General features: G+C 56.3%; 18 protein-coding genes. 16 read left to right on the top strand and 2 right to left on the bottom strand.

Annotation, left to right across the window (positions count from 1 at the left end; all coding sequences use genetic code 11):
* Positions 1–15 precede the first annotated feature (15 nt).
* Positions 16–279 carry a 30S ribosomal protein S20 gene (rpsT, locus tag I6L44_RS19710; protein WP_005308808.1) on the bottom strand — a complete coding sequence of 88 codons (264 nt, stop codon included), beginning with the start codon at positions 277–279 and terminating at the stop codon, positions 16–18.
* 191 nt (positions 280–470) lie between these two features.
* Here rpsT and murJ point away from each other — a divergent pair, with 191 nt between their 5' ends.
* The 12 genes from murJ (at position 471) to tppA (ending at position 14,409) form a co-directional block, all read left to right on the top strand.
* The gene (murJ, locus tag I6L44_RS19715; protein ID WP_216952854.1) at positions 471–2,030 is read left to right on the top strand and encodes a murein biosynthesis integral membrane protein MurJ; all 1,560 of its coding nucleotides are present in this window, start codon (positions 471–473) and stop codon (positions 2,028–2,030) included.
* Positions 2,031–2,187: 157 nt separating this feature from the next.
* Positions 2,188–3,162, top strand: coding sequence for a bifunctional riboflavin kinase/FAD synthetase (ribF, locus tag I6L44_RS19720; RefSeq protein WP_216954531.1), 975 nt, complete (start codon positions 2,188–2,190; stop codon positions 3,160–3,162).
* Entirely contained in the window at positions 3,162–6,023 is a 2,862-nt protein-coding gene (ileS, locus tag I6L44_RS19725) for an isoleucine--tRNA ligase (protein ID WP_216952855.1), read from the top strand. Before ribF ends, ileS begins: the two co-directional genes overlap by 1 nt.
* On the top strand, positions 6,023–6,520 hold the full coding sequence (lspA, locus tag I6L44_RS19730) for a signal peptidase II (protein WP_005340447.1): 498 nt from the start codon (positions 6,023–6,025) through the stop codon (positions 6,518–6,520). Before ileS ends, lspA begins: the two co-directional genes overlap by 1 nt.
* Entirely contained in the window at positions 6,517–6,969 is a 453-nt protein-coding gene (gene fkpB, locus I6L44_RS19735) for an FKBP-type peptidyl-prolyl cis-trans isomerase (RefSeq protein WP_042059691.1), read from the top strand. The genes lspA and fkpB overlap by 4 nt, the downstream gene beginning before the upstream one ends.
* Positions 6,969–7,904: a 4-hydroxy-3-methylbut-2-enyl diphosphate reductase gene (ispH, locus tag I6L44_RS19740; protein WP_216952856.1), complete on the top strand. Its 936-nt coding sequence runs from the start codon at positions 6,969–6,971 to the stop codon at positions 7,902–7,904. Before fkpB ends, ispH begins: the two co-directional genes overlap by 1 nt.
* A 250-nt stretch (positions 7,905–8,154) precedes the next feature.
* Positions 8,155–8,658: a type IVa pilus pseudopilin TppE gene (tppE, locus tag I6L44_RS19745; RefSeq protein ID WP_100646794.1), complete on the top strand. Its 504-nt coding sequence runs from the start codon at positions 8,155–8,157 to the stop codon at positions 8,656–8,658.
* Positions 8,655–9,068: a type IV pilus modification protein PilV gene (gene pilV / locus I6L44_RS19750; protein ID WP_100654571.1), complete on the top strand. Its 414-nt coding sequence runs from the start codon at positions 8,655–8,657 to the stop codon at positions 9,066–9,068. Before tppE ends, pilV begins: the two co-directional genes overlap by 4 nt.
* Positions 9,065–10,165 carry a PilW family protein gene (locus I6L44_RS19755; RefSeq protein WP_216952857.1) on the top strand — a complete coding sequence of 367 codons (1,101 nt, stop codon included), beginning with the start codon at positions 9,065–9,067 and terminating at the stop codon, positions 10,163–10,165. The genes pilV and I6L44_RS19755 overlap by 4 nt, the downstream gene beginning before the upstream one ends.
* An 11-nt stretch (positions 10,166–10,176) precedes the next feature.
* A complete protein-coding gene (locus I6L44_RS19760) occupies positions 10,177–10,653 on the top strand; it encodes a PilX N-terminal domain-containing pilus assembly protein (RefSeq protein WP_123173790.1) in 477 nt (158 codons plus the stop codon).
* Between the two features lie 10 nt (positions 10,654–10,663).
* A complete protein-coding gene (locus I6L44_RS19765; RefSeq protein ID WP_216952858.1) occupies positions 10,664–13,999 on the top strand; it encodes a pilus assembly protein in 3,336 nt (1,111 codons plus the stop codon).
* Between the two features lie 8 nt (positions 14,000–14,007).
* A complete protein-coding gene (gene tppA / locus I6L44_RS19770) occupies positions 14,008–14,409 on the top strand; it encodes a type IVa pilus pseudopilin TppA (protein ID WP_100654567.1) in 402 nt (133 codons plus the stop codon).
* Between the two features lie 3 nt (positions 14,410–14,412).
* Here the strand turns inward: tppA and I6L44_RS19775 are convergent, their stop codons facing one another.
* On the bottom strand, positions 14,413–14,802 hold the full coding sequence (locus tag I6L44_RS19775) for a type IV pilin protein (protein WP_216952859.1): 390 nt from the start codon (positions 14,800–14,802) through the stop codon (positions 14,413–14,415).
* A 95-nt stretch (positions 14,803–14,897) separates the two neighbouring features.
* On the opposite strand from I6L44_RS19775, the gene I6L44_RS19780 reads away from it, so the two are divergent.
* Genes I6L44_RS19780 through I6L44_RS19795 form a run of 4 tightly spaced genes read left to right on the top strand, consistent with a single transcriptional unit; the run spans position 14,898 to position 19,285 of the window.
* A complete protein-coding gene (locus tag I6L44_RS19780; protein WP_216952860.1) occupies positions 14,898–15,449 on the top strand; it encodes a GspH/FimT family pseudopilin in 552 nt (183 codons plus the stop codon).
* 20 nt (positions 15,450–15,469) lie between these two features.
* Complete coding sequence (locus I6L44_RS19785; RefSeq protein ID WP_216954532.1) at positions 15,470–16,057, top strand: PilW family protein; 588 nt, start codon at positions 15,470–15,472, stop codon at positions 16,055–16,057.
* A gap of 4 nt (positions 16,058–16,061) precedes the next feature.
* Complete coding sequence (locus I6L44_RS19790; RefSeq protein WP_216952861.1) at positions 16,062–17,168, top strand: PilX N-terminal domain-containing pilus assembly protein; 1,107 nt, start codon at positions 16,062–16,064, stop codon at positions 17,166–17,168.
* 8 nt (positions 17,169–17,176) lie between these two features.
* Complete coding sequence (locus tag I6L44_RS19795; RefSeq protein WP_216952862.1) at positions 17,177–19,285, top strand: prepilin-type N-terminal cleavage/methylation domain-containing protein; 2,109 nt, start codon at positions 17,177–17,179, stop codon at positions 19,283–19,285.
* Positions 19,286–19,291: the final 6 nt, after the last annotated feature.

Consider the following 19,291-nt stretch of genomic DNA (forward strand, 5'->3'; position numbering starts at 1 on the left):
ATCAGCAGAAGCTGATTAAGCCATAGCTTTGATCTGGGCAGACAGGCGGCTCTTGTGACGAGCAGCTTTGTTCTTGTGGATCAGGCCTTTGGTCGCCATACGATCCATGATCGGCTGAGCAACAGCGAAAGCGGCAGTCGCAGCAGCTTTGTCGCCAGAGGCGATAGCAGCAATGACTTTCTTCAGGTAGGTACGGGTCATGGAACGACGGCTGGCGTTGTGCTGACGGCGTTTTTCTGACTGAAGAGCGCGCTTCTTAGCAGATTTGATGTTAGCCAAGGTAAAACTCCTAAAACTGTCTTAGCGAGTGTATTGAAAAGGCCCGGAAATATGCCCTTCCAACCACATATTGTCAAATGATTTGTGCAAATAAACACCGCCTCCCGGTGGTGTGTCAGTAGGGAGACGGTTAAACTGTCGGCCGATTCTAGCAGCATTCTTTTCATTCTGACAGTTCCAGAGGCCTCGTCTTGAGTAAGAAATTGATCAAATCCGGTATGATAGTGTCCGGAATGACGCTGGCATCCCGCGTAATGGGCTTGGTTCGCGATGTGGTCATCGCAAATCTGCTTGGTGCCGGGGTGGCCGCCGACGTCTTCTTTTTTGCCAATCGCATTCCCAACTTTCTGCGTCGCCTGTTCGCCGAAGGTGCCTTCAACCAGGCCTTTGTTCCCGTGATGACGGAGTACAAGAAAAATGGCGACGAGGGGGAAGTGCGTGAATTGCTGGCTGCGGTGGCGGGTACGTTGGGGGGCATAGTGACTGTGGTCACCCTGCTCGGTGTGCTGGGGTCGGGTGTGCTGACCGCGCTGTTTGGCTGGGGCTGGTTCTGGGACTGGCTGCATGGCGGCCCTGCGGCCGAGAAGTTCGAGCTCGCCAGTCTGATGCTCAAAATCACCTTCCCTTACCTCTGGTTCATCACCTTTACCGCCATGGCAGGGGCTATCCTCAACACCTTCGGCCGCTTTGCGGTCTCGTCGTTTACGCCGGTGTTTCTCAACATCACAATGATTGCCGCGGCCTGGTGGATTGCACCGCTGATGGACAAACCTGAGATCTCGCTGGCGATTGGTGTCTTTTTGGGCGGTTTGGTGCAGTTTTTGTTCCAATACCCCTTTTTGCGCCAAATCAACATGCTGGTATGGCCCAAGTGGGGATGGAATCACCCTGGGGTAGTGAAGATCCGCACACTGATGATCCCGGCCCTGTTCGGGGTCTCGGTCAGCCAGATCAACCTGCTGGTCAACACCATGCTGGCTTCCTTCCTGGCGACTGGTGCCATCAGCTATCTCTACTACTCGGATCGCCTGCTGGAGTTCCCCCTCGGGCTGTTTGCGGTGGCCATCAGTACCGTGATCCTGCCAGCGCTGGCCAAGAAGCATGTGGATGCCGATCCGGCGGACTTCTCCCGCACTATGGATTGGGGGGTGCGGATGGTGATGCTGCTCGGCCTGCCCGCCATGATAGGCATTGCGGTCATGCGCGAGCCCATTTTGCGAGTGCTGTTCATGCGCGGCGAATTTGGCCTGCATGAAGTGAGCATGTCGAGCGCCAGCCTGCTGGCCTCCACTACCGGTCTGCTCTCCCTGATGCTGATCAAGGTGCTGGCCCCCGGTTATTACGCCCGTCAGGATACCAAGACGCCGGTGCGGATCGGGGTGATGTCGATGATTGCCAACATGGTCTGCAACCTCATCTTCATCTACCCGCTCGGTTACGTGGGGCTGGCGCTCTCGACCGCCTGCTCGGGCACTCTGAATGCGGCCTTGCTGTTCAAGGGGTTGTACCAGCAGAGCGTCTATCGTCCCTCCCGCCATACTGGCGTGTTCTGCCTCAAGCTGCTGGTCGCCAGCGTGCTGATGGGCTGTGTGCTCGCCTATCTGTCGCCGGATTTGGCCCAGTGGGGGGCGTGGAGCATGGGCAAGGCCAGTTTGCAGCTGACCATGCTGCTGTCGCTGGGGGCTGCGGTCTATGCCGTGGTGTTGCTACTGCTGGGCATTCGGCCGCGTCACCTTAAATCGGGGCAGTAGTAGTCGTGATCCTGCAGCGCCATGGGGATAGTGCCTCATGGCGCCGCAGGGGGCGTGATTGGGCCCGGATAGTTGAAATCAGGCTATGAGGGCTGACCCTGCCTGCTGCCTGATATATAATCCGCCGATTTCCATGGCAGCAACGCACAAGGCACTGATGGAGCTTATTCGCGGCATTCACAATCTCAAGCCCCGTCACCGGGGATGTGTATTAACCATTGGCAACTTTGATGGGGTTCATCAGGGTCACCATGCGGTATTAGCACGTCTCAAGGAGAAAGCGGCCCAGCTGGGATTGCCCGCCTGCGTCATGCTGTTTGAGCCGCAGCCGCTGGAGCTGTTTGCCGGCACGGCAGCGCCCGCCCGGCTGAGCCGGTTGCGGGAAAAGTACGAAGCGCTGCAGGGGCTGCATATCGATCGCATGCTCTGCGTGCGCTTCAGCCACCGTTTTGCCGAGCAGGCGGCCTCGACCTTCATCGAGCAGTTGCTGGTGGAGAAGCTCGGGGTGCACTATCTGGTGGTCGGCGATGATTTTCGCTTCGGCAAGGGGCGGGAAGGGGACTTCCACCTGCTGGAGGAGGCGGGTCATCGCTTCGGCTTCGAGGTGATCAGTACCCAGAGCTTCCAGCTCGAACGGCAGCGGGTCAGCAGCACCCTCGTACGCGAGGCCCTGAAAGCGGGCCGGATGGCGGAGGTGGAGCTGATGCTTGGCCGCCCCTACACCATCAGCGGCCGGGTGGCCCACGGCGACAAGCTGGGGCGTACCATAGGTTTCCCCACCGCCAATCTGGCCCTCAAGCGTCAGGTGATCCCGGTCGGTGGCGTGTTTGCGGTGGAAGTGATATGTTCCGGCAAGACCTTCCCCGGTGTAGCCAATGTGGGTGTACGGCCGACCTTGAGCGGTACACAAGCCAGATTGGAGGTACATCTATTTGATTTTTCTGGTGATCTATATGGTCAGCAGGTCAAGGTGCTGCTTCGCCACAAGCTGCGCGAAGAGCAGAAGTTTGCCTCTTTCACTGCCTTGAAAGAGCAGATCGAACGAGATGCCCTGGCGGCCCGAGCCTGGTTCGGGCTGCCACAATTCAATTTACCCAGCACTCTTTTAGAAAAGAAGGGAACCCAGGACTGATGAGCGACTATAAACACACCCTGAATCTTCCGGAAACCGAGTTTCCGATGCGTGGCGATCTGGCCAAGCGCGAACCCAACATGCTGAAACGTTGGTACGATCAGGATCTCTACGGCGCTATTCGCCGCGCCAAAGCGGGCAAGCCTTCTTTCATTCTGCATGATGGCCCCCCCTATGCGAACGGCAACATTCACATCGGTCACTCGGTCAACAAGATCCTCAAAGATATCATCATCAAGTCCAAGGGCCTCTCCGGTTTCGATTCCCCCTATGTGCCGGGTTGGGATTGCCACGGTCTGCCTATCGAACTGAAAGTGGAAGGCATGGTCGGCAAGCCGGGCGAGAAGGTTTCTGCTGCCGAATTCCGCGCCGAATGCCGCAAATACGCCAAGACCCAGATCGAAGCGCAGAAGACCGACTTCATCCGTCTGGGTGTGCTGGGCGACTGGGAACACCCCTACCTGACCATGGATTTTGGCACCGAAGCCAACATCATCCGCTCCATGGCCAAGATCGTTGAAAACGGCCACTTGCACAAAGGCTCCAAGCCGGTGCACTGGTGTACCGATTGCGGCTCCGCGCTGGCTGAAGCCGAGGTTGAGTACTACGACAAGAACTCCCCCTCCATCGATGTGCGCTTCAAGGCCGTTGATGAGGCGACCGTTGCCGCCAAGTTTGACTGCGCCGAAGGCCACACTGGTAAGGGCCCGATCTCTGCGGTGATCTGGACCACTACTCCGTGGACCCTGCCAGCCAACCGCGCCATCGCCATGCACGCCGATCTGGACTACGCACTGGTTCAGGTTGAAGGTGAGCACCCCGAGCGTCTGATCCTGGCCGCAGAGCTGGTCAAGGATGTGATGGATCGCGCCGGTATCGAGAAATTCCACAATCTGGGCTATGCCAAGGGTGCCGCGCTCGATCTGCTGCGCTTCAACCATCCCTTCTACAGCTTCGATGTGCCTGTGGTACTGGGTGATCACGTTACCCTGGATGCCGGTACCGGTGCCGTTCACACCGCACCTGGCCACGGTCAGGAAGACTTCGTGGTCGGTCAGAAGTACGGTCTGGAAGTGGCCAACCCGGTTGGCAGCAACGGTGTTTACCTTCCGGATACCGAACTGTTTGCCGGCCAGCATGTGTTCAAGGCCAATGCCTCCGTGATCGAAGTGCTGACCGAGCGCGGCGCCCTGCTGCACCACAAGGTGTTCAACCACTCCTATCCGCACTGCTGGCGTCACAAGACCCCGATCATCTTCCGTGCCACCCCGCAGTGGTTCATCAGCATGGAGCAGAAGGGTCTGCGCAAGCGCGCACTGGAGGAGATCGAGCGCATCGAGAAGGACGGTATTGCCCAGCAAGGCCAGAGCGGCTGGGTACCGGCCTGGGGTAAAAACCGCATTCAGGCGATGGTCGAGAACCGTCCTGACTGGTGTATCTCCCGTCAGCGCACCTGGGGTGTGCCTATCTCCCTGTTCGTCCACAAAGAGACCCAGGAACTGCACCCGGAATCCGTGCGCCTGATGCACGAGGTCGCCAAGCGGGTCGAGCAGTCCGGCATTCAGGCATGGTGGGATCTGGACAAGGCCGAGCTGCTGGGTGCCGATGCCGACATGTACGACAAGGTGCCTGACACCCTCGACGTCTGGTTTGACTCCGGTTCTACCCATGCTTCCGTGGTTGATGCCCGTCCCGAGTTCAACGGCAAGCCGGCCGACATGTATCTGGAAGGTTCTGACCAGCACCGTGGCTGGTTCATGTCCTCCCTGATGATCGGTGTGGCCATGAAAGACAAGGCTCCCTATAACCAGGTGCTGACTCACGGCTTCACCGTGGATGGTCAGGGTCGAAAGATGTCCAAGTCCATCGGCAACGTGGTGAGCCCGCAGGACGTAATGAACAAGCTGGGTGCCGACATCCTGCGTCTGTGGGTAGCGAGCACTGACTACACCGGCGAGATGACCGTCTCCGACGAGATCCTCAAGCGCTCTGCCGATGCTTATCGCCGTATTCGTAACACCGCTCGCTTCCTGCTGGCCAACCTGAACGGTTTCAATCCGGCGACCGACATGGTGGCGCCCGCCGACATGGTAGTGGTGGATCGTTGGGCTGTCGGTCGTGCCAAAGCGGTACAGGCCGAGATCATGGCGGCATTCGACGAGTACAACTTCCACGGCGTAACCCAGAAGCTGATGCAGTTCTGCTCCATCGAGATGGGCTCCTTCTATCTGGATGTCATCAAGGATCGCCAGTACACCGCCAAGGCTGACAGCCTGGCCCGTCGCTCCTGCCAGACAGCCCTCTATCACATCGCCGAGGCCATGGTGCGCTGGATGGCGCCGATCATGAGCTTCACCGCCGATGAAATCTGGGCACTGCTGCCGGGTGAGCGCGGCGAGTTCGTCTTCACCGAAGAGTGGTACGACGGCCTGTTCGGGCTGGAAGCGGGTGAAACCCTCAACGACGAGTTCTGGGCCGAGATCCTCACCGTGCGCGGTGAAGTGAACAAGGCACTGGAAGTGGCTCGTGGCGAGAAGCGCATCGGCGGCTCCCTGCAGGCCGAGCTGACCCTGTTCGCCAAGCCGGAGCTGGCTGCACGCCTGAATGCCCTGGCTGATGAGTTGCGCTTCGTGCTGCTCACCTCCAAAGCCAAGGTTGTGGAGGCTGACACTGCGCCGGAAGGCTCTGTGGCGACCGAGCGTGATGACCTGTGGTTGAGCGTGGCCCAGTCTGCTGCCGCCAAGTGCGACCGCTGCTGGCACCATGTAGAAGATGTGGGCACCATCGCGGGTCACGAAGAGATCTGTGGTCGCTGTGTGACCAACGTTGAGGGTGACGGCGAAACTCGTCAATTTGCCTGATGAACATGACTCAACATAAAAGCGGCCTGCGTTGGCTGTGGCTGGCAGTGCTGGCCTTTGTACTGGACCAGGCGAGCAAGCTCGCCGTGGTCAAGTTGCTGCCATTTGGTTACCCGGGGGTGGAGATCACCCCCTTCTTCAATCTGGTTCACGTCTACAACAAGGGCGCCGCATTCAGCTTCCTGGCTGATCAGGGGGGCTGGCAGCGCTGGTTCTTCGCGGTGCTGGCTTTTGCCATCTGTGGATTGCTGATCCACTGGCTGCGCAAGCAGTCGGTGACCCAGCGTTGGAGCGGTATCGCCTATTCACTCATCATCGGCGGCGCCCTCGGCAACGTCTTTGATCGACTGGTGTTGGGCCATGTGGTCGATTTCCTCGACTTCTACTGGCAGCGTGCGCACTGGCCGGCATTCAATCTGGCCGACAGCTTTATCTTTATCGGGGCCGCCATGATCGTGCTGGACGGTTTCCGTGGTGAGAAAAAGGAGCAGGCATGAGCCAGCAGATCACCGCTAACAGCAGCGTGCTGTTCCACTTCTCCATCAAGCTGGAAGATGGCTCGGTTGCCGACAGCACGGCGCTGCACGGCAAACCTGCCCGCCTGCGGATGGGCGATGGCAGCCTGACCCCCACCTTCGAGCAGTGTCTGCTGGGCCTGTGCGAAGGGGAGAGCAAGAGTTTTACTCTGGCGCCGGAAGAGGCCTTTGGCCTCTCCAACCCCGACAACATCTACCATCTCGACCGTGCCAAATTTGGCGCCGATGTGGAGCCAAAAGTCGGCACCATTATCCTGTTCGATCAGCCCAATGGCAGCGAGCTGCCGGGCATTATCCGGGCGGTAGCCGGGATGTCGGTCACGGTCGATTTCAACCACCCGCTGGCCGGTCATACCGTCACCTTCGAGGTGGAGATCCTGGGCGTTGATGATGAGGAGAAGGTGCATTAATGGATATTCTGCTCGCTAACCCTCGCGGTTTTTGCGCCGGTGTCGATCGTGCCATCAGCATTGTCGAGAGCGCGCTGGAGAAGTTCGGTGCCCCCATCTATGTCCGCCACGAAGTGGTGCATAACCGCTATGTGGTGAACAAGCTGAAAGATGCGGGCGCCGTCTTCGTCGAGGAGCTGGACGAGGTGCCGGACGACAGCATCGTCATCTTCTCTGCTCACGGCGTGGCCAAGACAGTGCGCGAGATGGCCAAGTCCCGCGCCCTCAAAGTATTCGATGCCACCTGTCCGCTGGTGACCAAGGTGCACATGGAGGTTCATCGCGCCAGCCGCAAGGGCTCAGAAGCCGTGCTTATCGGTCATGCCGGCCACCCCGAGGTGATCGGCACCATGGGTCAGTACGAGAACCGTGAGGGTGGCATGTATCTGGTGGAGACGCCGGAAGATGTCGCCAGGCTCAAGGTGAAGAATCCGGATGACCTCTGTTTTGTCACCCAGACCACCCTGAGCGTGGACGAGACCTCTGATGTGATCGATGCGCTGCGCAAGCACTTCCCCAAGATCCAGGGGCCGCGCAAGGATGACATCTGCTATGCCACCCAGAACCGTCAGGATGCGGTGCGGGAGATGGCGGGGCTGGTGGACGCCATGCTGGTGGTGGGGTCTCGCAACTCCTCCAACTCCAATCGTCTGCGCGAGCTGGCCGAGAAGGTGGGCGCCAGAGCCTATCTTATCGATGATGCGTCGATGATTGAGGCGAGCTGGCTGGAAGGCGTGAAAGCGATCGGCGTCACTGCCGGTGCGTCCGCTCCCGAGGTGCTGGTGCAGTCCGTGATTGCACGCCTGCGGGAGTTGGGTGGCAAGGTCGTTGCCGAGCACCCCGGTCGCGAAGAGAACGTGGTGTTTGAGGTACCACCCGAGCTGCGGATCCTCTGATCCCTGTCATCTTGCTAGATGTCGGTTTATTGCCAGAGCCACCTCGTTGAGGTGGCTTTTTTGGTCCTAACGAGTCCTTTGTGCATGTTCGCAACCAGATCGCAGCAAAAATTGATGATGTAGCTCGAACTTTTGCATTGCCGGGATTGAAACCCCAAGTGCCCGGCATAGACTTGCCAGCAAGCCCTTATTCTGGCTTAGCACACATGGAGTGTGTCTGTCCTCCTGGAACAAATCAGAGCGAAACAGGATGTTTTTGCGTTCAGGTTTTAGCCTTATCGAGCTTATGGTCACCATAGCGCTCGTCTCTTTGTTACTCACGTTGGGGGTTCCTTCCTTCAACGCTTTGCTGCGCACTATTTCTCTCAATACTCAGGCTAACAACTTTGTTGCGGCCATCAACCTTGCCCGCTCAGAAGCCATTCGCCGCAACACGGTAGTGACCCTCTCCGCCTCTGCCGATAACCTGACCCAGCATCACTGGGAGGCTGGCTGGCAGATCTGGGTCGATGGCAACGGTAACGGCATACTGGATAATGGTGAGTTGTTGCGAGGCTTTCCCGACATGGGGGGCGGGGTATTGAGCAGCAATACCTCCCTGCTGCGTTTTAATAGCGAGGGTTTTCTTGATGGCCGCACTCCGTTGGCACGGGTATTTTCCCTGCGTCCTGATGAGTGTCGGAATGAGCCCTCCCGTGATATCAACATCACAGTGGCTGGTCGCCCTTCCATTACCGAGGCTAGCTGCCCATGATGCGAGAACGGGGTTTGTCACTGCTTGAAATCATGATCTCGGTACTGGTGCTCTCCATCGGTATTCTGGGCATGGCGACTCTGCAACTGCAGGCTCTCAAGAGTAACCAGTCGGCGCTGACGCGTACCGAGGCGACCCAGTATGCATACATGATCAACGACATGATGCGGGCTAATCGCAGCGCGGCTCTGAACGGGCAATACAATATCGACTTGGGCGAAACTGTCTCGGGTAGCTCTATGGCGGTTCAGGATCTGCAACACTGGAAGCGGGTCGTAGCCGAGCTACCAGGTGGCGATGGCGCCGTATCGGTCAGTGCCGGAAGGGCCACCATCACTATTCAGTGGGATAGCAGTCGGCTGTCGACTGATCCTGCGTCGCGCAGCATGATCCTGAGGACGGACCTATGAGCAGGAGCGGTTTGCCGCTACACCAGCACGGGATCGGCTTGGTCGAGGTGATGATCGCCTTGGTGCTCTCGCTGATAACGGTGGGGGTCATGATTCAGGTGTTTCTCGGCAATCACAAAACCTATCTCACTGGCGAGGCCATTGCCCGGGTGCGGGAAGATAGCGGATTTGCCACCAATCTGCTGCAAAAAGAGCTGCGTATGGTGGGCTATCAGGGGTGTCTCAGCAAACAGGGGGTCAATATCACCAATACCCTCAATAACAGTACGGCACTGCCCTACAACTTCACCACCTTTTTGCGTGGTTACGACAATGTGACGTCCACTTTGCCAGCCGAGCTGTCTGCTCTGTTCAGCGGTTCCGAGCCCAGACCCATGCCGGGTAGCGATATCCTGTTGGTTCAGGGGCCGGTTGGGGTTGGGGTTCCGCTCAGTCGTGATAATCATAACAGTGCCGCCCAGCTGTTTGTGCAGCAGCTATCCAGCAAGGCCGACTATTGTGGTTCCGGCTCACAGGGTTATAGTGATCTGTGCGAGGGAGATATCGTCATGATCTCCGACTGTCAGAAGGCCAGAATATTTCAGGTCACCAAAGTACAGGGCGTGGCAGGGGGGCGTGAGGTCAATATCGTCCACTCCAATGACAACAAATATACGCCAGGCAATGCCAGCAGTTCCTGGGGGGGGGCCAGCAGCCCACCCGAGGAGCGATTCGGTCTTGGCTCGGTCGTGAACAGGGTGGAAACCCGTCTCTACTATATCGCCCGCCCCTCTGCCAGCAGCCCCTACGCGCTTTATCGCAAGAACGGGGTGGCTGCAGGTATGCCCCTTATCGAAGGGGTGGCCAATATGCAACTTACATTCGGCGAGGATCAGAACCGGGATCGGGCGGCAGATCGCTATGTGAGCGCCGCCAGCAATCCAAACTGGAACAATGTACTGGGGATTGGAGTACAGCTTCTTATGCGCAGTAACCAAGGCAATGTGGTGTCGTCTCCGCAGGCCCTTAGCTTTGCCGGAGCCACCTTCCGGGCGACCGATCGCAACTGGTACTGGGTCGCCGAAACCACAGTTGCGCTGCGCAACCGGCTACCTTGAGGAGCCCAGTCATGATGGATCGACAGCAGGGGATGGCGCTGGTGATCAGCCTGATTTTTCTGGTCATGGTGAGCCTGCTGGGTATGGCCAGCATGCGTGGGGCGCAGTTGCAAGAGAAGATGGCGGGTAACCAGAAAGAGGCTCTGCAGGCATTGCAGGCGGCAGAAGCGGGCCTGCGCGCTGCCGAGCGCTATATCGAGGCTGGCAACTCGGGTCCCTATGACAACAGCGCGGGCCTGTATGAATTTATCGACACCGCGGTGGATCCTGCCTCCCCTTCGACCGCCTGGCGTACCTATACCAACAGTGGTCTGGCGGGGCGCGCTCCCGAATACTTTATCGAACGGTTGCCCTATACCCAGGGGGGGAGCGAGGATCTGGCAGTCGATGAGCCCATCAGTGAGCGTCGTCTATATCGTATTACTGCAAGGGGATTTGGTCTCTCTGACGAGAGCCGGGTGCTGTTGCAATCGACCTATAGTCGCTAGGAGGCGGTGTATGGGCAAACTTGGTTTTGGCCTTTCAGTGATGCTCTGCTGTGCTTCGGCACAGGCGGCGCTCGATATTGCCCAGGTTCCCCTCTATCTCGGCACCCGGGCCGATCCCAATATCATGTTTACCCTGGATGATTCAGGCTCGATGCATTTCGAAATCATGCCAGAATCACTCATAGAGAATGAAGCGCGTTATGTTTATCCAAGGGCTAATAAAATATATGGCAATGAGGATTATAATAACTACACGGTAACCTTTGATAGTAATAATGATCGTAATGCTTATATCCGTTCTAACTATAATAATAAATTATATTATAATCCTCAGGTCACGTATCTGCGTTGGGTAAACGCTGATGGTTCCTTGATGGAAAAAGCTAAACCGAAATGCGCTTGGCATAATCCATCCAAGCCCGATATGGGTTGCAGAGATCTTACTCGGGAAAACAACGAGGAAAAACTGCGTTATTATTTCGGTCCGAAAGAACGAGATTATGTGACAGAGGAGATATATTGGCCAGCCGTTTACTTTGACTATAAGGGAAGCGGTAATGTTAAAAATAGCAGTAACTACACTCGGGTGGAAATTCGGCCTGGTAAGACTTACCTTAATCGCCCAACTCGCAGCGATTGTGTCAGTAAACCGGTCTGTAGCTATGAGGAAGAAATTCAAAATTTTGCTAACTGGTACACCTATTATCGCTCGCGGATCTTGGCGGCACGAGCTGGCATTGGGCGTGCCTTTGCCAGCCAGGGGCAAGCGCTGCGAGTCGGTTTTGCCACCATCAATGCCAGCGGTAGTGTGATCCGTGATGTGGCCGCTTTTTCGGGTACTAATCGCAGTGACTTTTTCAACGATCTCTATAGCCGCGATATTCCAGCTGCCGGTACTCCACTGCGGACCAGCCTCCAGCATGTGGGAAACTACTTTTCCAAGACGGGTGGCGATGGCCCCTGGGCCGCCAGTGCCGGTAGCACGCTTCCTCATCTTACCTGTCGCCAGAGTTATAACATTCTGATGACCGATGGTTACTGGAGTGAGGGGCGAGCTTATAATCCTGACCCTGCGGTCGGTGACCAAGACAATGATGGAACCGCTGATACCTTGGCTGATGTGGCTTACCATTACTGGAAAACGGATCTGCGTCCCGATCTCGCAAACAAGGTTCCGACCAGCACGGAGGATCCCGCTAATTGGCAGCATCTGGTCAACTTCACGGTCGGATTGGGGGTCAACGGCACCTTGAACCCTGCCAGCGGGAAGCCTGTGAGTTGGCCCAGCCCCTACGGCTCCGATGCAAAGAAAATCGATGATCTGTGGCATGCGGCCGTCAACAGCAAAGGGAATTTCTTCAGCGCGGCAGATCCCGATACCTTCGCCGCAGCCCTGAGCAGTACGCTGGCACAGATTGCCGCCCGTAACAGCTCCGCCAGCTCGGTAACCGCCAACGCAACCCGGCTGGACAGCAATACCCACATCTACCAGGCCCGCTACAACAGCGGCGACTGGTCGGGGCAACTGGTCTCGATCCCGCTGAACAGCGATGGCACCCTTGGGGAGATCGCTTGGGATGCCGCTACCTTGATCCCCGAGCCTTCGGCACGCAATATCTTCACCCGGCAAGATGGTGTCGGCATCCCCTTTCGTTGGGATACGCTGAATGTGACCAACCGGGCTCTATTCAATGTCGCTGGTGACAACCAGGGAGAAAGCCGTGTCGCCTATCTGCGCGGTGATCGCAGTGGTGAGCAGCGCAATGGTGGTGCGTTTCGTAATCGTAGTGATCTGCTCGGCGACATCATCAATTCTGATCCCGTCTACGTGGGCAAGCGTGATTACGGTTACAGCAGTGCAGCCGGTCTGACCCAGACCGAGCGGGAGGGTTACCAGGCTTTTCTAAGCTCGACGGCGATTACCCGCCGCCCACCCATGCTCTATGTCGGTGCCAATGACGGTATGCTGCACGGATTTCGAGTCGCCGACGGTGTCGAGCGACTGGCCTATATCCCGTCCAGCCTGCTGGGCGAGCTGAATCAGTTGACCAGACCGAATTACAGCCATCGCTACTATGTGGATGGGACGCCCAGGGTGGGCGATGCCTATCTGGGCAGTCGCTGGAAGAGCATCTTGCTGGGATCCACCGGTGCCGGTGGCAAGGCGGTATTTGCCATCGATGTGACGGCCCCGGATAACTTCACCGCCGACAAGATGCAGTGGGAGTTCACCGATAGCGAAATGGGGGTTGCACTGGCGGCACCCACTCTGGTACGTGTCAAAGCCGACAACAAATGGGTTGCTCTGGTTGCGAATGGTTACAACAGCACCAGTCAGACTGCGAGGCTGTTTGTGCTGGATCTGGCGACTGGCGCCATCATCAAAGAGATTGATACCGAGGTAGGGTCTTCCAGCGAGCCCAACGGTCTATCTTCCCCCTTGCCGGTAGATCAAGACGGGGACAGGGTTGTCGACTATGTCTATGCCGGTGACCTGCACGGCAATCTGTGGAAATTCGATCTGACTGACAAAAACAGTGCCCAGTGGGGAAGTGCTTTGAAAACGGGCAACAAGCCCAAGCCGCTGTTCCAGGCTTGTAATGGCAGCTGCAGTGCCGGTACGCGTCAGCCGATCACCATGCGTCCTTTGGCTATTCGGCACCCTAAAGGGGGGGTTATGGTGATGATGGGGACTGGCAGTTATTTTACCAATGATGACAAACTGGTTCCCGCCACGCCGAGGCTGGAAGCGGTGTACGGTATCTGGGATACGGGGGCTACCGTGCTCAGTAGCCAGCTGTTGCAGCAGAGCATCACCCATGAGTTTGTGGCCAACGGCACCACTATCAAGTTCAACGTGAGGGTTGTCTCCAACCGGAATGTCAATTACACCAGCCAAAAGGGTTGGTATCTGCTATTGAAATCGCCAAGCTTGAGCAAGGGGGTCGGTGAGCGGGCCGTCTCCGAGATGCTCTATCGGCATAAGCGATTGATCTTCAATACCTTGATCCCGTCGGCGGATGCCTGTGACTTTGGTGGCCGCTCCTGGCTGATGGAGCTGGATCCCATCTCGGGGGCCAGACTCACCTACTCGGTGTTTGATGTTAACGGCGACGGGGCCGTCAACGATGATGATTACGTCGCGATCGAGGATGAAGCCGGCAATGACATCAAGGTGCCGGTCAGCGGCAAGCAATTTGATGAGCTCACCACGACGCCAAGCGTAGTGGAAGATGCCGAGATGGAGCGCAAATATATCAGCGGCTCCAGCGGAAATATCTCGGTCACGCTGGAAGAGGGGGCAGGCGATCTGGGTGGCCGCCAGTCCTGGTTGCAACTGGAGTAGAGGTTGGCATGGAACGTGGTTTTACCCTGATTGAGTTGATGATAGTGGTCGCAGTGGTCGCCATTCTGGCCGCGATCGCGTATCCCAGTTACAACAACTACATGGCGGCTGCCAAGCGGGCCGAAGCCAAGGCAGTGTTGCTGGAAGCGGCGCAATATCTGGAGCGGGAGTTTACTGCCAATGGCAATTACGACGCCGGTAACCTAGCCTCTGCCGGCTTGGCGACCCTGCCGAGGGATGGGGGGGCTGCGTATTACAATGTAGCGCTCAATGCCAGTGGGGCCCGTTATACCCTGACCGCCATTCCGACCGGTGTGATGAATGGCGATCCCTGTGGATTGTTGACTCTCGATCAGAGCGGACTGCAGGGGGTATCACGAGCCACCATGACAGCCACCGAATGCTGGTAGCGTTCAGTTCCAGCACTCGGCAGGCGTCTTGATGTCGGCCTTGTTGATAGTCAGGGTATCACAGGCCGTATTGCCGGCCTTGTCGCCGACCTGGGCCCCCTTGCTGGTGGCCACCAGTGTGTAGGCGGTGGTGCTGGCGCCAGAAATGCTAAAGGTGTAGTAATCGCTGGTTGGGTTGCCCACACTGGCTATCGCACTGCTGTAACTGGCATTGGAGATGCGAAATTCTTCTTGTTTGAGCTGCATGGTCAGCAAGCCCTTGATGGCATCGGCTCGACGAGATTTACGCAGACCGTCAGTAAAGCTCGGGTAGGCGACAGCGGCAATGATGGCAACGATGGCAACGACCACCATCAATTCCAGCAGGGTGATTCCGGATTGTTTGATTCTCATGGGCGCGGCAGGGTTCGTTAAACAGATAGATACTATAGGATAGTACTGACATCATACTCTACTGGCATGTGCGAAAAGAAAGGAGTCTTTAGCCAATGGAATTCGCAGAGGGGCGCTCAGCCGGTTTTACCATGATTGAATTGATGATCGCCATGGCTCTGGTCGCCCTGCTGCTAACCGTAGCCATCCCCAGTTATCAGTCATTGCGCCAGGAGCAGATAGTCAAGGCGGCTACCCAAGCCGTTTACACGGATATCATGCTGCTCAAGTCTGAGGCTATCAAACGTAATAAACCGATAATCTTCAAGATATTCAATGCGGGGCAGGCCAATTGGTGCTATCGCATCGCTCTTGATTCGGCATGTAATAGCTGCTCGGATTCATGTTCTGCTATTGAAGGTCGCAAGGGCGTTGATGCCAGCGAGTTTAACGGCATTACTCTGACGACAAACTATGAATTATCCGGTTCTGAAAATGCTCTTGAAATCAATAACCGTAGAGGCTCATTCAAAGATCTTCACGGCAGTGGCGGTTTGGGCAATGGTTCTATTTGTCTGAAGAACGGGACCTCTGAGCACAGGGTTATTATTGCCACAAATGGGCGAGTGAGAACCGAGCCAGTCACGGGGAGCTCTCCATGCGATTAGGTCTGGCACGAGGCTTTAACATCGTCGAGTTAATGGTGGCCATGGTCGCAGGTCTGTTTTTGGTTGCAGCCGTAACATCCTTGTTCGCCACTATTCTCAAGGCCAATCAAACATCGATGCAGGTAAGTCGTCTAAATCAGGAGTTGCAAAGTATCACGGACATGATTGCCCGTGATGTACAGCGAACTGGTTACGATCAGGGAGCTACTGTGTTTCTCAATGCTGCATCAGGCTCCAGATCCCCCTTCTATTTTGATACTGGCAGCGACCTGATGAATGAGACGATCACTGGTTCCAAGATTTATCGCTGTATCCGGCTGAAATACGATGATGATAACAATGGAACCCTCGGTGCCAATGAGATCTTTATTTACAGCTACGACAGTACCGACAAAGGGGTGCAGCTCGGTACCAGTTGCAGCACGGGGAATTTACTCAGTACCGATGACACCATTGAGGTGACTGACCTCACTTTTTCGCTGCTTGGAAGCAGTGCGTCGGCTGGCGCGAGAACTGTGCGCTTGGCCATATCGGGTCAGTTAAAGGCAAATAGTGCACTTAAACTCACCTTGCAGCGTGATATCAAGCTGCGTAACGACGGGTATTGATGCCATGAAACGTTATCTTGGCTTTACCACATTCACTATTACGCTGCTGCTTATTGTGATCCTGCTTGGCATCTCTTTGCTGGTGGGCAAGCTGATGGTTGCTGACCGTCGTGTCAGTCTTAATGAAGTACAGTACCGGCAGGCGTTGGCACTGGCCGAGCTGGGTCTCTCGGATGGGGTCGGACGGCTTGCGCAGGATGCAGCTTGGCGCACCCCCAGTAGCGGTATATCTATCACTGTTTCGGCTGGCAATTATACCCTGTGGGCTCTGGATGAACCGACCGTGATTGTCGGTGGGGCGAACGTAGTTCCGGTTAAAGTGCGCACTATGGCAACCCTGGTGGACAGTACCGCCAATGCAGAGGTTGAGGTGAAGGCCATCAAGATAAGCGTGTTGGCCGGCACTCCCGCAGCCCCCCTGACAGTTGCCGGTGGTATGGCAGTATCCGGCAACTTCACTGTGGTGGCCAACCCTAACGGTGGGGGGCCAGGGGTTCCGTTATCTGTCTGGACGAATGGCAATGTGGATTTGACCAATGGTTCTGGTCAGACTTGCCACCAGGGAGACTACAGCGGCGGGTGCAGTACCTACATTAGCCAGAAGGGTGATAAGCAGTCGGACATCAAAGATAATGATACGGCATTCCCCACAGACCTGGTCTGGTATCTGTTTAACGAGAATGATGACGCTACGGGGTGGGCCAATCTGGAGTCACGAGCAGTACAACGGTTGAATAATTGCGACTCGCTCTCGACCGCCTCAAGCGGCCTTATTATCGTCGATGGAGACTGCAAACCGGGTGGGTCTATCGGCTCGGTTGCTGCGCCCGTGGTACTCATCGTTCGCAATGGCAATCTGATGGTCAATGGGAGCGCTACCCTCTATGGGCTGGTGTTTGCCTATTCATCCACGCCTGCTACGGCGACTACTGATATCAGCTTGAAGGGGGGGGCTATCGTCAACGGTGCCGTGGTGGCCAACTATCAACTGGGCAAAACGGCTAACGGTACCTTTGATGCCAAGTATGATCAGGCGGTGTTGAGCAATATCGAAAATGGGGCTGCGTTTCAGAGCATCAATCTGGTGCCTGGTAGCTGGCGCGACTGGTAGGAGCATGTATGAAACCGCACAAGGGATTTGGGCTGTTAGAGATTTTGATCACTCTGGTTCTGCTGGGAGTGGGGGTCGCAGGATTGGTGGCTATGTCTCGTTCGTTGCTCAATACCTCCCAGGATAGCCGCCGTTATGAGGTAGCCATGCGTCTGGCGGAGTCAAAACTGGATGCGTTTCGTACCTTCAATGGAGTGGTAAGCGCGGTTTCACCGCTTACTGCTTATAACAGTATCGCGGCAGGTTCCAGTTCGGCGACACCTCCTGATGGCGGTGGGACTTATGCCCTTAGTTGGACCGTCAGCAATCAGTACTGGAATGGTTCTGGCTGGCAAACGGCTATCCCGGCGGGTTATTTGCATGCCTATTCTGGCCGAAAGGTGGTCAATGTCACTGTCAGTTGGAGCGACAGCGTCGGGCAGTCCCATTCCTTGTTGCTTTCCGGTGCGGTATCGCCTGTTGAGTCATTAACCCAGAATCAGTTTAACGGGGGGTTGGATACCAGTCGTGAACCGCCCCATGTGGTTTATACCCCCGGGGTCGCGCCCGATGTCATTTCCATCCAGATTGACCAGGAAGGGCGCAAGCAAGAGACCAGCAAGCCATTGCCCACTGTGACCTCCAAGGATGGTTCTGTTGGCAAACTGGTGCAATTCGAGACTGTTACCTATAAGCCAGACAATGGTGGCAATACTCAACAGGTGCTGCAGGATCTGGCATCGGTCTCCTGTTCCTGCAGTTATGGCTCGAGTGTCAATGCCTACCTGCCCGGTAAGGCCATTTTGACCAGCAGCAACCTGTTGTACTGGAATGTGGGCTCCCAGGTTACCAAGCAGACCGGGGTACTCAACAGCAGTGTCAGAGATCAACCGAGTCTCTGCACCAGTTGCTGCAAGGATCATTTCGATGGCAGCGGCAGCAGTTTCGAACAGTTTTACGCTCCACTCAATACCAGTCGACTGCGTTACAACAGTGGCCTCTCATCGGTCAATAGTGGCGATTATGTGGATGCCTGCCGCTTTGTCAGACTTGATGGTTACTATCGCCCGCTGCCTGACTGGAACCTGATCAAAGTTGTCGTGACCAGCGCTGATTTTCTTGCCAAGCCCGCAAACCAGACCAGCTATCAGAACTACATCAAGTACGTAGTTACTACCTACATCACCTGGCAGAAAAACACCCTCAACTGGACCGCAAACCCCACGGCCACGCCGCCGACGATCACCGAATTTGCGGATTGGTTGCCTGCCAATGCTGCGACAGGGGGAGATACCAGCACCAAGATCACCATGAATACGGGGACCGCCCAGTTGATTGCTAGAGGTATCTACGTGGATCTGCTCTCGCCGGACAGTCTCTCGAAGCTCGATCTGACCTCTCAGGATCTGTTGGCCAAGGTTCCGTTTCAGGATATCAATCTGACCATGCTGGCGGAGTGGAGCTTGGTGCCATTGAGTGGCCAGTTGACTGGCAGTGCCTCTGACTATGTCGGTGTGACCAACGAGCCTGTCAAGACAGTCGTTGATCTTGGCAGCTATTATTTTGGTAGCTACAGCCGTGGTTATTTGTCCGCCAAGAAGAGCACCAAGGATGCATCCAACGTGTTGCAAAGTGCATCGATCAAGGTGACGGCCTACCAAGGTAACTCGGGGATCACAGCTTCACTTATCTCACCGGTAGATCGAAGTGAGGCCAAGGTCGCCACCATGCCTATCTCGATCGATACCAGCTCCCAGACTGTGCCAACTCTCACGGTATCGGGACGGATCGAGTGTCTTGAGCAGGGGAATGGCAACAATACTGCGCCAGTATCTTGCAGCAAAAATACCTTCGGTGGCTTGAATGTCAGTACCACAACTACGGGGGCTACTTGCCGTATTGATAAACCCCAGGCTAACAACCAGCCGGCTACCTATGTCTGTACGGCAGCGCAAAATAGTAGCTTGGTGGTGAACTTCTCCTACAGTGCACAGGGCAATAAAACTTACTTGTTGAAACCTGCTTCCCTCAGCATCGCCATGACGCCACCCGCCAACGGTCAGGTGATTAGTGGTCCTTGTGCCCTGCTGGTGGATAATGGTGTAACCAATGCAGCTAATCTAAGTTGTACCCCTTGAATCCGG

Origin of the sequence: Aeromonas sp. FDAARGOS 1414 (assembly GCF_019047065.1) — a bacterium.
Taxonomy (GTDB): domain Bacteria; phylum Pseudomonadota; class Gammaproteobacteria; order Enterobacterales; family Aeromonadaceae; genus Aeromonas; species Aeromonas veronii_A.